Annotated in this window: 19 protein-coding genes; 15 read left to right on the top strand and 4 right to left on the bottom strand. The window is 43.8% G+C overall.

The features are described 5' to 3' along the window. The first annotated feature begins 29 nt into the window (after nucleotides 1-29). The 11 genes from DYH63_RS18290 (at nucleotide 30) to DYH63_RS18240 (ending at nucleotide 13171) form a co-directional block, all read left to right on the top strand. Nucleotides 30-845, top strand: a complete 816-nt coding sequence (locus DYH63_RS18290) for a HipA family kinase (protein ID WP_116790169.1) — start codon at nucleotides 30-32, stop codon at nucleotides 843-845. Beyond that, a complete protein-coding gene (locus DYH63_RS18285) occupies nucleotides 842-1696 on the top strand; it encodes a hypothetical protein (protein WP_116790168.1) in 855 nt (284 codons plus the stop codon). The genes DYH63_RS18290 and DYH63_RS18285 overlap by 4 nt, the downstream gene beginning before the upstream one ends. 43 nt (nucleotides 1697-1739) lie before the next feature. Beyond that, nucleotides 1740-2261, top strand: a complete 522-nt coding sequence (locus tag DYH63_RS18280) for a hypothetical protein (RefSeq protein WP_116790167.1) — start codon at nucleotides 1740-1742, stop codon at nucleotides 2259-2261. Further along, a complete protein-coding gene (locus tag DYH63_RS18275; protein ID WP_240409035.1) occupies nucleotides 2221-3570 on the top strand; it encodes a phage terminase large subunit in 1350 nt (449 codons plus the stop codon). Before DYH63_RS18280 ends, DYH63_RS18275 begins: the two co-directional genes overlap by 41 nt. An 867-nt stretch (nucleotides 3571-4437) precedes the next feature. Then, nucleotides 4438-4977 carry a hypothetical protein gene (locus tag DYH63_RS18270; protein ID WP_116790165.1) on the top strand — a complete coding sequence of 180 codons (540 nt, stop codon included), beginning with the start codon at nucleotides 4438-4440 and terminating at the stop codon, nucleotides 4975-4977. 468 nt (nucleotides 4978-5445) lie between these two features. Beyond that, nucleotides 5446-5898, top strand: a complete 453-nt coding sequence (locus DYH63_RS18265) for a hypothetical protein (RefSeq protein ID WP_116790164.1) — start codon at nucleotides 5446-5448, stop codon at nucleotides 5896-5898. Further along, complete coding sequence (locus DYH63_RS18260; RefSeq protein ID WP_116790163.1) at nucleotides 5888-6346, top strand: hypothetical protein; 459 nt, start codon at nucleotides 5888-5890, stop codon at nucleotides 6344-6346. Before DYH63_RS18265 ends, DYH63_RS18260 begins: the two co-directional genes overlap by 11 nt. Beyond that, nucleotides 6343-6990, top strand: a complete 648-nt coding sequence (locus DYH63_RS18255; protein ID WP_116790162.1) for a hypothetical protein — start codon at nucleotides 6343-6345, stop codon at nucleotides 6988-6990. Before DYH63_RS18260 ends, DYH63_RS18255 begins: the two co-directional genes overlap by 4 nt. A 20-nt stretch (nucleotides 6991-7010) precedes the next feature. Then, entirely contained in the window at nucleotides 7011-7487 is a 477-nt protein-coding gene (locus DYH63_RS18250) for a hypothetical protein (protein ID WP_116790161.1), read from the top strand. A 932-nt stretch (nucleotides 7488-8419) separates the two neighbouring features. Continuing rightward, complete coding sequence (locus DYH63_RS18245) at nucleotides 8420-10363, top strand: hypothetical protein (RefSeq protein ID WP_116790160.1); 1944 nt, start codon at nucleotides 8420-8422, stop codon at nucleotides 10361-10363. Nucleotides 10364-10411: 48 nt separating this feature from the next. After that, entirely contained in the window at nucleotides 10412-13171 is a 2760-nt protein-coding gene (locus DYH63_RS18240) for an AAA family ATPase (RefSeq protein WP_116790159.1), read from the top strand. A gap of 99 nt (nucleotides 13172-13270) precedes the next feature. Here the strand turns inward: DYH63_RS18240 and DYH63_RS18235 are convergent, their stop codons facing one another. Further along, entirely contained in the window at nucleotides 13271-14071 is an 801-nt protein-coding gene (locus tag DYH63_RS18235; protein ID WP_116790158.1) for a hypothetical protein, read from the bottom strand. A gap of 78 nt (nucleotides 14072-14149) precedes the next feature. Here DYH63_RS18235 and DYH63_RS18230 point away from each other — a divergent pair, with 78 nt between their 5' ends. Both DYH63_RS18230 and DYH63_RS18225 read left to right on the top strand, forming a co-directional pair. Further along, nucleotides 14150-14392: a hypothetical protein gene (locus DYH63_RS18230; RefSeq protein WP_116790157.1), complete on the top strand. Its 243-nt coding sequence runs from the start codon at nucleotides 14150-14152 to the stop codon at nucleotides 14390-14392. Then, nucleotides 14389-14634, top strand: coding sequence for a hypothetical protein (locus DYH63_RS18225; protein WP_116790156.1), 246 nt, complete (start codon nucleotides 14389-14391; stop codon nucleotides 14632-14634). The genes DYH63_RS18230 and DYH63_RS18225 overlap by 4 nt, the downstream gene beginning before the upstream one ends. An 11-nt stretch (nucleotides 14635-14645) precedes the next feature. Here the strand turns inward: DYH63_RS18225 and DYH63_RS18220 are convergent, their stop codons facing one another. The 3 genes from DYH63_RS18220 to DYH63_RS18210 form a co-directional block, all read right to left on the bottom strand. After that, nucleotides 14646-15092 carry a hypothetical protein gene (locus tag DYH63_RS18220; protein ID WP_116790155.1) on the bottom strand — a complete coding sequence of 149 codons (447 nt, stop codon included), beginning with the start codon at nucleotides 15090-15092 and terminating at the stop codon, nucleotides 14646-14648. 95 nt (nucleotides 15093-15187) lie between these two features. Next, nucleotides 15188-15964, bottom strand: a complete 777-nt coding sequence (locus tag DYH63_RS18215; RefSeq protein ID WP_116790154.1) for a hypothetical protein — start codon at nucleotides 15962-15964, stop codon at nucleotides 15188-15190. Further along, the gene (locus tag DYH63_RS18210) at nucleotides 15961-16299 is read right to left on the bottom strand and encodes a hypothetical protein (protein ID WP_116790153.1); all 339 of its coding nucleotides are present in this window, start codon (nucleotides 16297-16299) and stop codon (nucleotides 15961-15963) included. Before DYH63_RS18210 ends, DYH63_RS18215 begins: the two co-directional genes overlap by 4 nt. Nucleotides 16300-16957: 658 nt before the next feature. Between DYH63_RS18210 and DYH63_RS18205 the strand changes: the two genes are divergently transcribed. Both DYH63_RS18205 and DYH63_RS18200 read left to right on the top strand, forming a co-directional pair. After that, nucleotides 16958-17992 (top strand): Clp protease ClpP, encoded by a 1035-nt coding sequence (locus DYH63_RS18205; protein ID WP_116790152.1) that lies wholly within the window; start codon nucleotides 16958-16960, stop codon nucleotides 17990-17992. Continuing rightward, nucleotides 17992-19056 (top strand): hypothetical protein, encoded by a 1065-nt coding sequence (locus DYH63_RS18200; protein ID WP_116790151.1) that lies wholly within the window; start codon nucleotides 17992-17994, stop codon nucleotides 19054-19056. Before DYH63_RS18205 ends, DYH63_RS18200 begins: the two co-directional genes overlap by 1 nt. The last annotated feature ends 148 nt before the right edge of the window (nucleotides 19057-19204 follow it).

The raw sequence follows: 19204 nt of genomic DNA, 5'->3' as shown, positions 1-19204 counted from the left end.
ATATTTGATAAAACCAATTTACCAGCCAAGTGCTACCAGTACGAAAAACCATTCATCAGGCTACGAAAGTGTATGACACCGGTGCAAAACCGCTGTTAGTAACCTGTGATGATTTAAATGATTGGGTACTTAAGCATAATGATCCTTATAAACTCATCAATGAGATATTAGGATCTAAATTTGCACAGGTGTGGGGTTTAGATACGCCTGGTATTTGTTTAATAAACGCACAAGATGAACACATACCCCAAAACAAATCGCTCCAGATTCGAAATTTCAGAAAGCTATGCTTTGGATCCTTTTATCTAAAGAGTTCTATTCATGTCGATAAATCTTCAACTTCCATTTTTGAAGATCACTCTTTTAGAAAGAAAATCAAACAAAAGGAAGACCTGTTACTGATTGGGTTGTTTGATATTTGGTTAAGCAACGAAGACCGGACACACAATAACAGTAATTTGTTATTGAATATTACAGATATATCAGATTATAGATTCTGCGTATTTGACCATGGAGAAATTTTTAACTCCGGGAGCCTAAAATACGGTTTGGCTCAGATTACAGAAGATGAATCAATTATAAACACAGACTTAACCAGTATATTATTTAAAAAAGGCACAAAATTAGAGACAGCAGTCGATAACATTGTAGAAACTTTCTACCTTTGCGTATCTGAATGCAAAGAAGCTCTTCCAAACATCATCAGTCTTATACCCGCCGAATGGAAAATTGATACTGAAGCACTTGAAGAAAATCTCAGAAAACAATTGTTTAACGAAAAATGGCTTAAAGATTGTATAACATCTTTCAGGTCATTCATTCAGATAAAGTTTTACAACAAATGAAAACATTTTTCAGCATAGTTTACATTCCACTTAATGCAGCTTTAGACGAAAAAGTAAGCATTGGGCTTATTATGTTTGATAATGAAAATAATCAGTTTAGGGTGTCTGAATCAAAATTACAGGCCATTAAAAGTCTGATTCCGGTTCAGAATTACACCATACTGAAAACATACTTTAAAAGCCTGCACAAGGATATTAACGAAGCCTTAGAGGAAGGCAGTATTAAATTTGACATTACCAACAAGAAAACGGCATGGGTTCAAGAATCATATATGTCTTATTTGCATAGGTATAATAATAATCTTGTTTCTTTTTCTGAGGTAAAGTCGATTGACATACCCCTTAATCAGGAAAATTTTAAAAGAATTTTTGAAAAGTACATCTTCCGCTATGAAGAAATGATAGAAGATGCTGAAACCACCTTTGAGCAACAGGTAGAAATTGCACTATTCCCAAAAATAGAGGGCAAAGTTAACATACAACAAACAATTACTCCCTTTGAATTTGAAGAACTAATTACACCTGTAACTGTTGACTTTATCGGCAAGAATGGAATTATAGTAGCAGGGCAAACCATTGATTTCTCCAAACATGTTTATTACCTGGAGAGTGATTTGAATAAATATGTAACTTTTGCAACCGCCGCAAATTCTAAAGATAAAAAAGACGGTAAATATTTTATTATCGGACGAGAGCCTGATAAGATCCAAATAAGAAAACATCAGGCCTGGACATATGTTAAGAACAATAAATTAGTTGAATATATTGATTTTAGCGAAACCGATAAGATCAGAGAATACATCGAAAATAAAGGGGTTACTCCTTATTTTGAAAAAGAACCCTCAACCTAACTGAGGGTTTTTCTTTACCCAATATTCCCCTAACCACCCCAACATGAAAGCAGCAACCCCTGCTTCCGTACCCAGAAAACCCAAACCCGCATATAACCCTGATTATGCCTCGCAGGCACAAAAACTCTGCATTATCGGCGCTACAGACGGATCGCTGGCGGCATGGTTTGGCGTAAGCCGCGACACCATACTCTACTGGAAAAAACAGCACGCCGAGTTTAAAGATGCCCTGCTGCGCGGCAAAAAAATGGCCGACCTCGAAGTCGTGGCTTCGCTATACCAGGCAACGTTAGACAGGGTTATTACCACCCGCCAGCCCATTAAATGCAAGGAAATTTACTACGACGAAAACGGCAAGCGTGTAGAGAAAGAACGCGTAGAAATTGTAGAGGTAGAAAAGCACATTCCGGCCGACTTCCGTTCGCAGCAGTTCTGGCTGCGCAACCGCAACCCAAAACAGTGGAACGAAAAGTATGACGATGCCGATGACCCGCAACAGCGCGGCGTAACCCTTAATTTGGGCTATGGCCAAAATCCGCTGGGCGATGATGAAGCTGCTCATTAAACAGGAACACGCCATTTATTACCTTAAAGACAACCTTACCGAAGAGGTGCTTTATGGCGGTGCTGCCGGTGGTGGCAAGAGTGCCCTGGGATGCCTGTGGCTTATAGAAATGTGCCAAAAATACCCCGGTACGCGCTGGCTCATGGGGCGCAGCAAGCTCAAAACCCTTAAAGAAACCACGCTCAATACCTTTTTTGAGCTTGCCACGCTGCTAAAGCTGGGCAACCAGTTCAGCTATAAGTCGGTAGAGCATATTATCCAGTTTAAAAACGGCAGCCAGATACTGCTTAAAGATTTGTTCTACTACCCGTCTGATCCCAATTTTGACAGCCTGGGTTCGCTAGAAATTACCGGTGCTTTTATAGACGAATGCAGCCAGGTGGCCTATCACGCATGGCAAATTGTTAAGAGCCGCATTCGTTATAAGCTTACCGAATATGGCCTTATACCCAAGATGCTGGGCAGCTGTAACCCTGCAAAAAACTGGGCATATAAGGAGTTCTACAAACCCTGCCGCGATGGATTGCTAGCACCGCACCGCCGCTTTATCCAGAGCCTGCCTACGGACAATCCGCACTTGCACCCCAGCTATCTGCAATCGCTTTTGCGGCTCGATAAAAACAGCCGCGAACGCCTTTACTTTGGCAACTGGGAGTATGATGACGACCCCGCAACCCTGATAGACCGCGATGCCATTGCCGACTATTTCAACCCCATCCACATTCCGCAGCAAGGGCTTAAGTACATGACCATAGACGTTGCCCGCAAGGGTCGCGATAAAACAGTATTTCGCATTTGGCACGGCTGGGTGTGCATTGCCCGCGAGGCCATTGCAAAATCAGGGCTGGACGAGGTGGTAGGCCGTGCACGCATACTCCAGACAAAACACGGCATTGCGCTAAGCAACATTATTGCCGATGAAGACGGGGTGGGCGGCGGGGTAGTCGACTTCCTGAAATGTAAGGGCTTCATCAATAATTCGAGTCCGCTCGAAATGCGCGAGGGCAATGCCTACATCAAGCCTAACTTTGACAACCTTAAAAGCCAGTGCAGCATCAAAATGGCCGAGATGATAACCAACCGCCTTTCGGGAGAGATTTGCACCAGCGACACCGTACAGCAAACCACCACCGAAGAAATGGAACAGGTAAAACTAAAAGACATTGACCGCGATGGCAGGCAGGGCATCCTCCCAAAAGAGCGTGTTAAAGAACTCATAGGCCGATCGCCCGATGAGTGGGACAGCATCATGATGCGGTATTGGTTTGCGCTGCGAAAGAGTTATAGTGCCCGGGTTCGTATTGGATAGAATAGTTGATGGTTGCCGGTTGTTGGTTGTCGGGCAGCTTCAATCAGACCTGCTACCTGGTCGGTTTGTCATCCTGAGCGGAGGAACGGAGTCGAAGGATCTCAACTTTGCGGCTTTGCGAAAATTCAATCTCTAGACTTCCTATTATTAGCATAACAAATAGCACCTTACAGTAATAAACATAGAAACAGAGCTAAGAATGAAAAGGGAACGCGGACCTGCCTGCCGGCAGGCAGGTGACTCGGGTGCTGCGCAGTCGTGGATTCTCACGGATTTTAACTGCACAATTTGTCATCCTGAGCGCAGCGGAGTCGAAGGATCTCAACTTTGCGACTCAGCGGCTTTGCGAGAAAATCAATTACACTTGTTAGAGATGCTTCCTATCGCCTGCCTGCCGGCAAAGGCAGGTCAGCATGATAAAACGTAAAGGCAAAAGCTGAGTGAAGCTCCTCTGCGTTCTCACTCCGTAGGAGGTTAACTCAAAACCTCTGTGCATCTCTGTGTACCCTCTGTGCAACTCTGCGGTATAAAATACCTCACCAAGAAGCGAAGTAAATTGAATAGAGATGTCTCCTATCGTCGACATGGAAAACAGCTAGACAAAAGCTGAGTGAAGCTCCTCTGCGTTCGCACTCCGTAGGAGGTTAACTCAAAACCTCTGTGCATCTCTGTGTACCCTCTGTGCAACTCTGCGGTATAAAACACCTCACCAAGAAGCGAAGTAAATTGAATAGAGATGTCTCCTATCGTCGACATGGAAAACAGCTAGACAAAATCTGCGTGAAGCTGCCCGACAACCGGCAACCATCAACCGGCAACCATCAACCGATAACCATCAACCGATAACCATTAACAAATCCACAATAAATGAAAAACCTCACCCTCCGCCAATACACTGCCCTGCGCGACACCCTGACTTACGACAGCATACTCGAATACCTAAACCCTAAAAACACATTCGCCAATAAACAAATGGACATTAGTGCTATGCCCTATGCCAACGTAAAATACTGCATTCGGCTACTGCCAAAGGTTACAGGCTGGGCAGGAATACAAAAACTGTTTGAGATTTGCTTTGGCGTAAGCAAAAGGGATTTCTGGCGTGCGCCGATAACCGAATATTTTGCTGCCCGAAAGTTTATGATTGCCGAGTTTACCCGCATTATAGAAACTGAAGCCAGATTACTGCAAACCCTGAGCACTGATAGCCACTTATGGCACATGGCCGGTGCCGATAAACTTAAGCCCTACAGCGATACCCTTCCGCTGCTGCAACTCGGCAAAATGTTTGGGCAATACCCGTTTGACCTCGGCCGCAAGCCTTACGGCGAAATTTTCAGCCTCCTGGCACAAACCAAAACCCAGAATGAAGTAGAAGCGGAGTATAGTAAATTGAGTAGGCAGTAATTAGTATTCAGTTTGCAGTAGGCAGAAGCTTCACTCAAAAGTCCTCGCCCCAGCACCTCTCTGAGAAATTCAACTCCTGAGATGCTTCCTATCGTCAGCATGACAAATAGTGCCTTGCCTTACTCAGCGAAAGACCTCAAGTTTGCGCTTTGCCAGCAGGCATGCTCGGATAGCGTAGAGGCTACGCAACTGCAGATCCATCTATGCGGTTTGTCATCCTGAGCGCAGCGCAGCGGAGTCGAAGGGTCTCAACTTTGCGACTCAGCGGCTTTGCGAGAAAATCAATTACACTTGTTAGAGATGCTTCCTATTGCCTGCCTGCCGGCAAAGGCAGGTCAGCATGACAAAACGTATCGCTAAAAAATCCGTTGAATCCGCGCCTGCGCAGCATCCGCTTCACCCACGTTCTAAATCACAAGAGTGAAGCTCTTAACAAAAACAACCTCAAATCTTAAACAAAAAATCACAATGAAAGACATCGTACGCATACTAAACAACCTTGCCAATACCCACCAGATAGAATATCACTATGGCAAGAAAGCAGCCCTAAACCTACTCGACAGTACCCTCGAAACCGATAAGATATACCTGCTGCACGAGTTTACCAACCGCAAGAGCAGCTACAACACATCGGGTACTAAAATAGAAGCGGTAGACTATGAGGGCAAGTTCTTTCTGGTTAAGCACGCTGACTTCAACCAGCCTTATTTTGCCGAAACCGGCATGCCCGAAACCTCTAAATATACCACCGGTATAGAGCCGCTAATTATCATCTTTAGTGAGTTGGGCAACAGCCTGGCATGCGTGCAGGCCGAGGTAAGCCAGTGGGAAAACATAGACGTTACCGATGCGCTCGATGCCAATATGGACGGGCTGCTTTGTACCTATAAGGTTCGTATTCCTGCCAATTATGAACAGTAACATTAAAGAAACGCTGCGTGCCGAGTTTGAAAAACTCCGCGATGAAATCGTGGCAAAGTATGAGGCCAGTGGCATGGAAGCATCGGGTAACTGGGGCGACAGTGTGCAGGTGCAGGAGTTGCCCAACGGTTTTACCATAGTGGCAGATGATTACATTAACGGCCGTAAACCCGGTAAGGCACCGCCCAGCGAAGCCATAGAAAAGTGGATTACTCAAAAAGGCATTGCTGCACGGCTTAAAGGCGAAATAACTACCGCCAGCCTCGCCTACCTCATAGCACGAAAAATTGCACGCCAGGGCTGGCAACCCAAAAAAGGTGCTGAGGATATAGTTGAAAATACTGCTACCCCACAGCGCATTCAGCAGATACTCGATGCCGTAACGCCACTGTATGTACAAGACTTCACCGCTGATATTCTGGCTTACCTAAACACCGCCTTTGCATGATACAATTTACCCAGCCCATAAATGCCGACCGCCTGCGCATGGCTTACAATAATGATGTGGTGCGCTTTAAAAGCTCTTTTCTTACTGAACCTGATTATGCTGTTATTCAAATTGGCAATGGCAGTACCATAAGGTTGTACCCGTCGCCCGATGCTGTGTTTTACTTCAACTTTAAGGCGTATGTTTCGGCGCTCATCAACACTAATAATTTTGACGACACTACCGTAACCAACCTTGTTACCACAGCTCCCGAAAGTTTTATTTACGGCCATGGGGCGGCAGTACTGCAAAAGCAGGTTAACTTTTGGGTATACGACAGCAGAAACGATATTATAGAAAATGATACGCAAAACCTTACCTGGCTGGCAGCTACACAGCAAATAGGCAGCTATACACCCCACACGGTTAACGAAATGCTGGTGCTATCGCCCCCACTGCCCGATGCTGCCAATACCACCTACCTAAAATACTGGGAGGGTTACCCGTTTGATATGGCACTGTTTAGTAAAGAAGATACACTAACCATTACAAACAGCACAAACCTTGCGCAGCAAACATTCAGCCTTTCGGCAGAGGGGCTACACGGTTATTTCTTAGCGATGGCCGTACTAATGAAACCCTCGAAGACACGCTGCCACTGGTAGATGGTTATAACCGCCTTAAGTTGCAACGCTCTTTAGATGCTCCTGCTGATGTTAAGTTTATACTGCTTGACAAAGCTGCTGCCTGCCCCGGCATATATCTTAAATGGTTTAATGCCCAGGGTGGCTACAGCTACTGGCTTTTTGAAAACACCTATGCGGTAGACCGTAGTGCAAAATCACTCGGCGAACTCGACCGTGATTTTGAAAACCTCGAAAACACCTTTGCCCGTACTGCCCAAATAGGCCGTGAAGTACAAGATACCGTAAAAATAGTAGCCGAACTCCTTACCGATGCCCAGCGAAACATTGTTCAAAATCTGCTCGAAAGTCCCAAGGTATATCTCTTTACCGGTGCACCTTACAGCCAGAGCGACTACCGCAGCTGGATAGAAGTTTCTGTTAAAACCACAGCTGCCCGCATCAGGAATCCGCGTGAGGCACTCACTAATTTTACCTTTGATATTGAACTGCCGGTGCGGTATACTCAGACTTTATAGTTGTCGGTTGACGGTTGTTGGGAGCTTCACTCGGGTCATGGGCATGTGGTTTGTCATCCTGAGCGCAGCGCAGCGGAGTCGAAGGATCTCTTTGCGGCTTTGCGAGAAAATCAATTTGAGATGCTTCCTCCGTCAGCATGACAAACGCCTGAGTGAATACCTCCTTAGCCAACAATTAGATGGCGCGGATCTGTGATCCGTGACTTATCAACCATGCCCCTTAACGGAATTTACGCACGGATCACAGATTCGCGCGATCAAGTAAATAAACAAATGCTTCCTTCATCAGCATGACAAACGCCTGAATGAATACCTCCCTAGCCAACAATTAGATGGCGCGGATCTGTGATCCGTGACTTATCAACCATGCCCCTTAACGGAATTTACGCACGGATCACAGATCCGCGCGATCAAGTAAATAAACAAATGCTTCCTTCATCAGCATGACAAACGCCTGAATGAATACCTCCCTAGCCAACAATTAGATGGCGCGGATCTGTGATCCGTGACTTATCAACCATGCCCCTTAACGGAATTTACGCACGGATCACAGATCCGCGCGATCAAGTAAATAAACAAATGCTTCCTTCATCAGCATGACAAACGCCTGAATGAATACCTCCCTAGCCAACAATTAGATGGCGCGGATCTGTGATCCGTGATTTAGCTACCATATCCTTCACGGAATTTACGCACGGATTACAGATCCGCGCGATCAAGTAAATAAACAAATGCTTCCTTCGTCAGCATGACAAAGCGAATGTGTCATCCTGAACGGAGGAACGGAGTGAGGATCTCTTTGCGACTTAGCGGCTTCGCGAGAATAAATAAAGAGATGCTTCCTTCGTCAGCATGACAAACGCCTGAATGAAGCTCCCAACAACCGTCAACAACCAACCACCACTCAAAATACTTCATTAACTAAAAAACAAGTGTCTCTTATACTCTACATAAACGGGCAGCAGGCAGACCTTGAGCCGGGTACCGTTATAGCCCAAACCCGGCAGGTAAACGACCTTAACAGCCTTGAGAACCGACAGGCCAGTTATACCAATAAATTCAGCCTGCCAAAAACTGCGCACAACGTTAGGCTTATGGGGTATCTTACCCTGCCGGGAAATGAAAGTAACATTCCGTACCAAAAAAATGAGTGTAGCCTGTACAGTGCTTCGGGCGAATGCTTTGTATACAAAGGTTGGGCCATGATAACCGATGGTGGCGACAGTTATGATGCCGTTATTTATGATGGTATAATCAGCCTGTATAAGGCCATTGAAAACAAAAACCTGTCAGATCTTGAATTGTCGGCCATAGATCATACTAAAAATCCGCAAACGGTGGTAAACAGCTGGGCAGCAACCAGTCCCTACCGCTACATTTTTGCCGACTACAATGGTAACCATAACTACCTTGCAGTAGCAGATACCCCTGTAATTGCAGAAATGGAATACTTAGTCCCATCGGTTAATGTAAAATGGTTATGGAATAAGATATTTTCAGTTTACAATAATGGCGAGCCCGCTACAGGTGCCATTTTTGATTCTGACGATTTTACAAACCTGTGGATGACGTTTCCTAAAGGCGCAACATCCGGCGAAGAGCAGGAAACAGAACTTCTTGTTTGTAATGACATCCTTATAAACGGCAGCCCCCTTAACGACCGGTACCTTTATTACCTGCCACTGCCTGCCGGCACTGTACAAATGCCTGTGGCAGATGCCGTAAGCGTTACAGGCAACAGGCATATAAAAGTAAACACATCTGGTAATTACCGCATAGAACTTAGCGGTACACTAAGGGCAAACAAAACAGTAAATATAAGCATAGGCATTAATGCGCCAAATGCCACACGCCCTCAAAACATTACAAACAGATCAATTATAAAAGAAGCCCATCCTAATAATGGCGAAGAATTTAATTATGGCAGGACCGTAAAGCTTAATGCCGGAGACACGGCCTGCGTATTTTTTGATTATAACAACGCATCGTTCGATTTTCATAACAATGGTAAGGTAAACCTGCGCCTGGTGCGTATAGAAGATACGGTTATTAACTTTACCGATGCCTTTTCAGATTTCTCTATCCGAGATTTCCTTAACGAAGTGGTGTACCGTTTTGGGCTTACCCTTTTTAAAAGCAAATACTCTAATACCTATACCTGCTTAACACTTGCAGAGCTGTTTAACAGCCAGGTACTTAACTGGAGCAGTAAATTTGTACGGCAGGTTTCAGAAAACTACATTACGGGCAACTATGCACAGCGCAACTGGTTTACACATACCTATAACGATAAAGATGCCTCTTATGATGACGGATATTATGACATTACAAATGCTCATCTTCCGGAAAGCAAAACACTCATAAAAAGTAAAATATACAGTCCGGAATATGCCATGACCCTTTTTGCAAAAAAGTTTGTAAACCGCTATAAAATGTGGGATAAAGAGGTTACCCAGGAGCAGGAAGAAGTAAATGGCGAAACCATAACACGCACCGTTACTAACTATAAGCCCTTAGACAAGCGCTACTATTTTATGCGCACCGTGTATGACAGCCGCCTCTTTTTTGTAACATCTATGGTAACGCAGCAAATTGCAGACCAACGTGGCGCCTGGTTTGAAAACTATAGTGGGCTATCATTTAAAGATGTGGTGCAAAAATACTACGGCCCATTAAACCGCATTACACACAATAGCCGGGTAATAACCGCCGAACTCTGGCTTAGCGAAGCCGATGTGTCAAAATTCGACTTTAAGAAACGATACTATATAGAACAGCTTTCGGGTACTTTTCTTATCAATAAAATAAACAACTACATACCCGGTAAGCCTGTGCAATGCGAGTTTTTAAGGGTACTGCCGGAAAATGAGAGGTAACCGGTATGCACTTGGAGCCTTAACAATATTTGGAATTGTAATCAAAAAATGGGAACGAACATAAACATAGCCTCACTGGATATTGATGTCGAAAAACTGATAAAAAATACTGCTAAAACAGCCATGGCTATTAAAGATCTCAAAGAGCAGCAGGATGTATTAGATTTAAGTAACAAAGAAGCATTGAAGCAGTTTGTAGCCAATGCCGCTGCCCTAAAAAACCTGGAGACAACTTACAAAAATCAGCAGGCCGCCCTTAGTGCCCAAATAGCCGAAGAGGAAAAGCTTATAAATATAAAAAAAAATGTAAACCAGGCCGTTAAGCAACAAAACGACAGCGAAAATGCCTATGTACAAAATAACAAGCAGCTTATAGAGCTAAAAAAACAACTTAGCATAAGCGACGATGATTATGAAAAACGCCTGGCTAAAATAAATGCCAAGATTGCCGAAAATAATACCTGGCTTAAAGAAAATGGCAGTGCCCATGCCAGCCTTATGGTAACCATGGATGATGCCAAAACAAAATTTGCAGAGTCGTTTGCTGAAATCAACGTTTTTAACGGCGGTCTTACAGGGCTTATTAGCCGCGCGCAGGAAGCCGGTGGAGGTATCTCACTTTTAAAAGGCGCCTTTGGCGGCATGGCAGAAGGCTTTAAAGGTATGGGCAAGGCATTTTTGTCAAATCCTCTCGGAATTTTCCTGGCAATACTGGGTCCGGTCATACAAAAGCTTATGAGCATGCCACCCATTACTAATGCCGTAGAAAAAGCCATGGCAGCAATAGGGCCTGTTCTCGAAACTGTTACTAAGCCACTAATATTTATAGTAGATATAATAGGTGCGGTTATAGATGGCTTTACAAATTTTGTAAACTCATCTACCGAGGCAGGCAGGGCGGCACAGGAGTTAGAAAAGGCGCAGGAAGCACTAAAAAAAGAGCAGGAAGCCCTTAGTGCCGCCATGAGTGTACAGGAAGAAAAAAACGAAAAGGCAAAACAGGATGCCCAGGCACTCATGGAAATTGCAAACAACCAGGCAAAAAGTGAAGCCGAGCGCACTAAAGCCCTGGAAGCTGCCGCTGCTATAGAAAGGCAGAATATGGCCGAACGCAAAAAATTAGCAGATAATGCATATAATGCAGCGGTAAAAGAGGCCGCACTAAAAAGAGGCCTTACTGCACAGGAAATTACAGATCTTAAAAATGGTGGTGCAGCTTATGCCGAAAAAATGCGTGCCGTAAAAGGTTTTACACAAGAAGAAATAGAGGCACTTACAAAAGCCGGTATAACAAAGTTAAAGCTTAATAACGAGGAGAAACAAATGCTTAAAGGCCATGGAGCAGCAAGACAAAAAATAAGCACCGATGCTAAAGCCCAGCGCGATGCAGCAAATGCAGCAGAAGACCGTGCCGAAGAGGCGCGCCAACAAAAAAGAGATAAGCTAAGGCAGGATGCCATAACAAAACAAAAACTGGAACTTGAATTGTTTATTAAAAATCAGGGCACAAAGGCCCGTACCCTGAAAGAAGAACTGGATATTCAGGAGCAGGTCTATAAAAAAAGGATGGCTATTATTAATGCTGAGTTTGCTGCTTCAGACAAATCGGCAAATGCAAAGCTGCAAAAAGAAATAGCAATTGCAGAAGAGCAAAATAAAATCCTACAATACCGTAGCGCAGTAGCTGTAGAAAATGCCGATAAAGAATTACAAGCGTATGTAGCGGCAAACCAAAAAAATTTAGAAGATAGCAAAGCATTAACTGCCCAAAGTATAGCAGAGGAGAAAACAAAGCTTGACGGTTTATTAGCTGAACAAAATAAGTATGAAAAAGCCCGTTTAGATAATGGCCTCATTACGCAAAAAGCTTATGATGCGGCTATTGCAAAGCTAAAGGCTGATAATAATGCAGCCGGTAAAACCCTTGACGAAGCCCTTGTAAAACAGGATAAAGATAAAAAAGCAGCCGATTTAGCAGCCGAATATCAAAAAAGGAGAGAAGGCGCAGCTACTGACTTTGAAAAACAGCGCATAGATGAAGAAGAAAGGCATACAACACGGATAGCCGACCTGAAACAGCAACTAGCAGATAAAAAGATAACACAAGACCAGTATAACCTACTGGAAATTGATGAAAATAAAAAGACTGCCGAAGAGCAAAAAAAAATAAATCAGGCAGCATTTAACAATAAACTCGACCTTGCTAACCAAACCTTTGGCAGCCTGCAGTCTATATTGGGCAAAGAGAGTGCGGCAGGCAAAGCTATGGCAGTGGCACAGGCTACCATAGACACTTATAAAAGCGCTACCGCTGCTTATGGTGCCATGAGTGGCATACCCGTTGTAGGGCCTGCACTAGGTGCTGTTGCTGCCGCGGCAGCAGTAGCTGCGGGCATACAAAATGTAAAAAAAATAACGGCAACTAAACCTCCAAAAGCCGAGAAAGGCGCACTATTTAACATTGGCGGGCAGCGCCACAGTGCCGGCGGCACGCTCTTTACCGGTGCAGACGGCACTCAGTTTGAGGCAGAAAAGGGCGAACTCATAGGGGTAATGAACCGTAATGCAGCGCGCCACTTTATGGCATTTAATAATGCTTTTCCGGCTGGGGGAGGCAGTGCGCCAAACTACTTTGCCGGTGGTGGCATAGTGTCTCGAGAGGTGGCACAGCAAAGCCTTAATGTAGATGAGCTTGCCGCTAAAATAGCACAGGCAAATGCCGCAATACCCGCGCCTGTGGTGGCCGTGCAGGATATTATTACACAGGGCAACAGCTATGTGCGTGTAAGGGATGGGGCTAACTTTTAAAAAACAAAAGGCTCCCCGCCATTGCAGCGCGGGGAGCCTTTAAAGCAAAATGTGGATAGAGAAATTATAAAGGCCTTGTTTGCAGCAAAGCCTTTTATTTTATTTAAGTTTTTGCATGCATTTGAGCACACCCTGAAGTTTAAGGTTTTTTTGAAAAGGTAAATCAAGTTCGCCTGCTCTCACATTTTTAATTTTATTTTGTATAAGCAATTGCACCTGCGCTTCGGTAAGCGCTATTGTAAAAGAATATTTATACTCTTCACTCTGTAGTGCAGAATAGAACATTTGCCTGGTGTCTACAATCGTTTTATTATTCTCTAGCAACAACGTTACTTTAGTAATCGGACCATTAGTATCTTTTGGGCCAAAAACAGAAAAGCCCATAGTGTAAGAAGCCTTACCTAACTCTACCCTTTTGTTGATAACGATACCCCTGCCTATAAGTGTGTTATAAACTACTGTCGAGCCATAAGCTTCTTTAGTAATGTAGTCGCAGTAAAAGCCTTCAGGAAGCGTAAGGCCACCTACAACCTCAAAAGGATAATCAATATCAAATTGACCATCATATTTATAATAAATCTTTGCTCCATCAGCGCTGACAATGGTAACTCTGCACATTTTTTGATAAGGATTTATCAAACTGTCAACTTCGACAACTTTAAATTGTTTTCCAAGCAAGGATTTGGTATCTGTGTCATAATTTTTTTTAGATGGCATGTAGGTTTTCGTCATTTCGCTATCACTATAAAAATTTGAATATCCGGATATTTCGCTTTCATGTGTGGCTATAACTTTTACATCCTTTCCTTTTAATAAGTCGGGGTGTTTAGCCGGAAAACTTTCCTGAGCAATAGCGGACAAAGACAGCATTAATGCTGCTACAAGCATAATTTTTTTCATGGTATGGGTTGATTTTATTTTACAAATTTAAAATCAATTTTGATATACACAAATATTTTATAAGATTATTTTCTGTTAATGGTAAAAAATATTCTTTCAGGATGGAAAAACTATCTTGATAAAACCGATGTTACAGAGAATGTAGCTAAAGAGCGCGCTGCCCATTGTGCCACCTGCCCCCATGCAAAGCAAGGCAAGCTATTAGCTTTTGTAAAAGACCATCTTACAGAAGTAGAAGGTGCTTATTGCAACCTCTGCAAATGCCCGCTTAGCGCTAAAGTGCGCAGTACAGATATTTGCCCCATAAACAAGTGGAAATGACCCGTTATGAAACCATAACAAGCCTTGGCGACAACTTTATAAAACTAATGGGCAAGGGCTTTATACCCACCCATATACTCGACTGGAAAGTATATTATGAAGCTTATCTTAAAGAAATGGAAGTGCTGTATAAGCAATGCGGAAAACCAAAAAAAACCCGGGCGGCAGGCAATGTAGCCGATGATTTTAAAATAAGCGAGCGCAGTATGTTTAGCATCATTGCGTTTATGGAGGGCTCTTAATTGTTCAGCGTTTATGGTTTGTGGTTTATAGCCCCGGCATTAACAGCAAATGATATCTCTGCGTGGTTAAAGGTTACGGTAGTACTATCTGTAAGTACTGCACTGACTAAAGCTGGCAGACCCGTTTTTATAACCTTAAATTCCTGGTCTGCAAACCGAACGAAAATCAGTGTAATACCATCGGTATCTATACGTTGCAGAAACACACCGGCAGCATCGCCATCAAACGCTATAAAGAGCCAGTCAGCAAACAGGGCACGTTCCAGTTGCGGTACTTCGGGGTAGCTTTTGAGGTAAATGTGTTCACTTTGTGCGCCGGGCATTCTGGCAGCACTGCGACCATAGAGATTAAACCCACCGCCCTGAAAAAATACTTCCCACGCATTAAGCGCCGGCAAATGGCTCAGGTTCACTTTAGGTGCAGACTGTTGTTCTTTCTTTTTAAACCAGGAAAACATTTGACTTATTTTAATTTTGAATGATGCTATAGTGCAAAGGTAGTAAAACGATGATTTAAGTAAGTCTTTACGACATGGCGTATCATTATCGTCCACTACTCTTTGGACAACTCTAGTGTTAATGAATCGAAATCTTTATATAAGTTGGTTATATCGGGTATCTCTATATATGGCGGTGGCATAGAGGTGTTGCAGGGAACTATCATTTTTATAAATGAACTTGGCTGATCCCCTTTTAAAGACATATCCCCTATATATGTGTAATAGGACTTTCCATGGCATTTTTCAGAAATTTCGTTAATATAGCGATCCGTTTCCAGTGTAAGATAGCATATTTGCTCATACACCATTCTTTTATTTTTATAAATTGCATGAAGGCATTTCAAACGGCCTGGTCCTGTTTTTTCAATTTTAAAGTGCACTATATAGTTACCGTTGGTGTGCTTATATAAATATTTTTGCCCTCTTTCAAAATCTGACGGAGGCGGTATGGTAACACCTTGATAAACAATCCCCTTTTCAAGTTCAATAGCTCTCAGTGTTTCAAGTGTAATTGTAGTGTCAATTGCAAGCACCTTTTCTATTTCTATTTCATACTGACTCATCCCAAAATGCCCATACCCATATACATTACCATATCGTTTTTTCCCTTTTACGGTTAAGAGTATTCCCATTTTTGCTCGCCCGTAATTTCCCGGTAACTGGCGAATAGAATCCCGTATTTCATTATGATTAAAACTCGTCCAACCCTTTACTTTTTCAAGATTTCCATCTTTAAATTCAGTAAATGCCTGGCCTTCAAATTTATCAACGTAAAATCCAGTAAAAATGCTATCTGAAACATAGTCAACTATATTTCGCTGGTTTTTCATATAAAAACTCCCACACTATAATCAACTACATAGCTAATTTCGATTTTATCATAAGCAAGTCCATTCCTAAATTGTTTCTGCCCATCAATTTTTCGCCCTGTAACCTGAACATGTCTGCCATTATGTTGAAAGCCGTCGTACGCAATTTTATATAACCCTATCGTATCTATATCTTTAAAAATAACTATCCTTGCCGGCAAAAGGCTATCATGGCGCGTTTCGTAGAAATGATAATTACCATCAGTCTCTTTAGACAAGAAACCATTATAATCTTTATTTTGCTGTCCAAAGAATGTAAAGCTACTAAAGCATATCAGGAGAAATAAGTATTTCATAAGAATTCTTGTTAATTGGCTGTAACAAAGTAACGGATATTTACATCGAGTAGTGTTTCTGAGTTGAGATTTTAGATTGACACTGCAAATATACTTTCAGTACTTTAATATAAAACCCACCGTAACTTTGCAAAAGAATTTTAGTACCCCAGTACACGGTTTGTCATCCTGAGCGCAGCCTGCCTGCCGGCAGAGGCAGGCGCAGCGGAGTCGAAGGATCTCAAAATAACCTAAGATGCTTCCTATCGTCAGCATGACAAAAATCCCCGAGCAACCACTGCACAAAAAGTTTCAGTACTCTACCCTAAAACCCACCATAACTTTGCAAAAGAAAATTACTACAGGTTATAACACAGAGTTTCGCAGAGAACCTCAGAGATACACAGAGAAAAAGAAACACCTGCGGTGTGAGAGCGCACAGAGTAGCTTCACTCAATCCTACTTACAATTGCTGACTATTGATAACATTTTAGTGAAGCTCCCAACAACCGACAACCAGCAACCATAAACTACTGCACAACAAGCTTCAGTACTCTAGCCTAAAACCCACCGTAACTTTGCAGAAGATTTAAACACCGAGTGAAGCTCCCGACAACCAGCAACCAGCAACCGACAACAAACAACTAACAACCAATATTTCAATCATTCAATCTCCCGAATGACAGGAAACATTTACATCTCCGGCCAGATAGGCACTTTTGACGGCACCGCCGGCATAGCCCTGGCCGACGTGGTAGCCCAGGTAAAAAAGCAGCCTAAAGCAAGTGCCTTTAATGTGCACATAAACAGCGAGGGCGGGCTGGTAGATGTGGGGTTTGACATTTACCACTACCTTAAATCGCTCCGCAAGCCGCTTACCACCATAGGCAGCGGTATTGTAGCCAGTATTGCCACGGTAATTTTTATGGCAGGCAGCAAAAGGCAATTGCGCGAAAACACACCGTTTATGATTCACCTGCCCTGGGGCGGCTCTATGGGCACTGCCGATGAGCTGGAACAGTTTGCCGCACAACTACGGCAGGTAGAACACAAAATGGTAGGCTTTTATACTAAAGCCCTCAGCGTACAAAAAGAAGCCATACTGCCCCTGCTAAAAAACGAAACGTGGCTTACGCCAAAGCAGCTCAGCGCACTGGGCTTTACCACAACCACGCAGCCGGTTAAGGCTGTAGCCAAAGCTTTCATTAACCCTAACTCTATGAGAGGAACTTTTACAGAACGGGACAGGCACTGGATGGAAAGCCTGTTTACCCGCGCACTGGGCAAGTTTAAAAACGCCCACATGTTTAACAAAGTAGTACAGGATGCCACAGGTGCCGAACTCGACTTTACAGAACTGGAAGACGATGCCGTTATCGAAATTGGAGCTGTTGCAACAGTAGACGGGCAACCTGCCGAGGGCGAATACCTGCTGCCGGACGGTACTACCTATGTGTTTGTAGCGGGCGAACTGACCGAAATTATTGAACCCGAAGATGGCGCTGCCGAAGAAGAAGCTGCCGCACTACGCACCGAGAACAAGGCGCTTAAACGCCAGCTAAACAGCATTAAGAGCGAAGTTATGGCATTAAAAAGGCAGGTAACCAGCAGCTATAGTGTAGATGGCCGCAAGGTAGCTGCACGCAGGCCACAGGCAGGAACGGACAGGGCTGCAGGCATCCGCCAATATTTGCAATCTAAAAACAGGAAGTAATGTCGTTAATTCAATTTGACCCACAGTCGTTTGACCTGAACCCGCGCGAGGCAGAAGCCGTAAGCGAAGTAATTTTTGAACGTGTATTTAACGACTCAGACCTTGCCGAATACCACGACATAGAAACGGGTATCGACGTTAAAACCCAAATTGCATTTGCCGGAAGGCTGGGGCTACTGGGCAAAAAAGCCGAGGGCTGCACGCCAAGTGAAGCAGGACCCTTTACCCTGACCCAAAAATACTGGGAACCCGTGCTGGAAGATTTTCGCCTTTCGCACTGCCAGGCAGATATGGATGCGCTGTTTAAAATTTTCCGCAAGGCAAAGCGCATTAACCCCGACTTTTTTGACATGGTGGGTTCGCAGGAGTTTGGCGTTATCATAGCTGCTGTAGAGCAGGCCCTTATAGAGAACATTCACCGTAAGGTATGGTTTAACGATAAAACGGCTAAGCTTGTTGCTAACGGCGGTGTGTTTAAGACAGGTACCGACCTGGATTATTTTAACTCCTTTAACGGCCTCTTTAAGCAAATTGCCGACGAAGTTACAGCCAGTAAGGTTACGCTGGTACCTATTTCGGCGAATGCCGGAACGTCTTATACCGGGCAGGCACTTGCTGCTGATGCTGCACTGGGTATTTTAGAAAAACTGGTTACCGTAGCCGATGACCGCCTTGTGGCTGCCGATGATGCGATGATACTGGTTACACGCTCTATAGCCGATAACTACCGTGCAAGCCTGCGCAACAAAAACCTGGGGTCAGGCTATATGGAAGTGGTAGAAGAAGGCCGCCCTAAACTATTGTTTGACGGTATTGAGGTTAAAGTGCGCTACGACTGGGACCGTTACATTAAAACCTATCAGGACAACGGTACCAAGTACAACCTGCCACACCGTGCCGTGTTTACCACTAAGAGTAACATACCTGTAGGTACGCTTAGCGCAGAAGATCTTGCCAAGCTGGATGTGTTTTATGATAAAACATTAAAAACCAACATCATTGATGCTGCTTACACCCTTGATGCCAAGCACCTGGAAAGTTATATGACAGTGGCGGCGTATTAACGCTGCGCGGTTTAGAGTTTCAGGTTTAAAGTTTTTTTAAAGTTCAGTATGTCATCCTGAGCGCAGAAGCGGAGTGAAGGATCTCAACTTTGCGACTTAGCGTCTTCGCGAGAAATTAAATTAAAGCGCAAACGCTTCCTATTGCCTG

This window comes from Flavobacterium psychrotrophum, from assembly GCF_003403075.1.
GTDB classification, from domain to species: domain Bacteria; phylum Bacteroidota; class Bacteroidia; order Flavobacteriales; family Flavobacteriaceae; genus Flavobacterium; species Flavobacterium psychrotrophum.
Note: the sequence above shows the minus strand (reverse complement) of the source record. Positions and strands in the feature narration are given on the sequence as shown.

Bases quoted from the DNA above. Each gene is read 5' to 3' on its own strand.
- DYH63_RS18225 (WP_116790156.1), top strand. From the start codon at position 14,389: ATGACCCGTTATGAAACCATAACAAGCCTTGGCGACAACTTTATAAAA.
- DYH63_RS18210 (WP_116790153.1), bottom strand. From the start codon at position 16,299: ATGAAATACTTATTTCTCCTGATATGCTTTAGTAGCTTTACATTCTTT.
- DYH63_RS18285 (WP_116790168.1), top strand. From the start codon at position 842: ATGAAAACATTTTTCAGCATAGTTTACATTCCACTTAATGCAGCTTTA.
- DYH63_RS18265 (WP_116790164.1), top strand. From the start codon at position 5,446: ATGAAAGACATCGTACGCATACTAAACAACCTTGCCAATACCCACCAG.
- DYH63_RS18270 (WP_116790165.1), top strand. From the start codon at position 4,438: ATGAAAAACCTCACCCTCCGCCAATACACTGCCCTGCGCGACACCCTG.
- DYH63_RS18235 (WP_116790158.1), bottom strand. From the start codon at position 14,071: ATGAAAAAAATTATGCTTGTAGCAGCATTAATGCTGTCTTTGTCCGCT.
- DYH63_RS18275 (WP_240409035.1), top strand. From the start codon at position 2,221: ATGGCCAAAATCCGCTGGGCGATGATGAAGCTGCTCATTAAACAGGAA.
- DYH63_RS18200 (WP_116790151.1), top strand. From the start codon at position 17,992: ATGTCGTTAATTCAATTTGACCCACAGTCGTTTGACCTGAACCCGCGC.
- DYH63_RS18230 (WP_116790157.1), top strand. From the start codon at position 14,150: ATGGTAAAAAATATTCTTTCAGGATGGAAAAACTATCTTGATAAAACC.
- DYH63_RS18280 (WP_116790167.1), top strand. From the start codon at position 1,740: ATGAAAGCAGCAACCCCTGCTTCCGTACCCAGAAAACCCAAACCCGCA.
- DYH63_RS18260 (WP_116790163.1), top strand. From the start codon at position 5,888: ATGAACAGTAACATTAAAGAAACGCTGCGTGCCGAGTTTGAAAAACTC.
- DYH63_RS18220 (WP_116790155.1), bottom strand. From the start codon at position 15,092: ATGTTTTCCTGGTTTAAAAAGAAAGAACAACAGTCTGCACCTAAAGTG.
- DYH63_RS18215 (WP_116790154.1), bottom strand. From the start codon at position 15,964: ATGAAAAACCAGCGAAATATAGTTGACTATGTTTCAGATAGCATTTTT.
- DYH63_RS18240 (WP_116790159.1), top strand. From the start codon at position 10,412: ATGGGAACGAACATAAACATAGCCTCACTGGATATTGATGTCGAAAAA.
- DYH63_RS18205 (WP_116790152.1), top strand. From the start codon at position 16,958: ATGACAGGAAACATTTACATCTCCGGCCAGATAGGCACTTTTGACGGC.
- DYH63_RS18255 (WP_116790162.1), top strand. From the start codon at position 6,343: ATGATACAATTTACCCAGCCCATAAATGCCGACCGCCTGCGCATGGCT.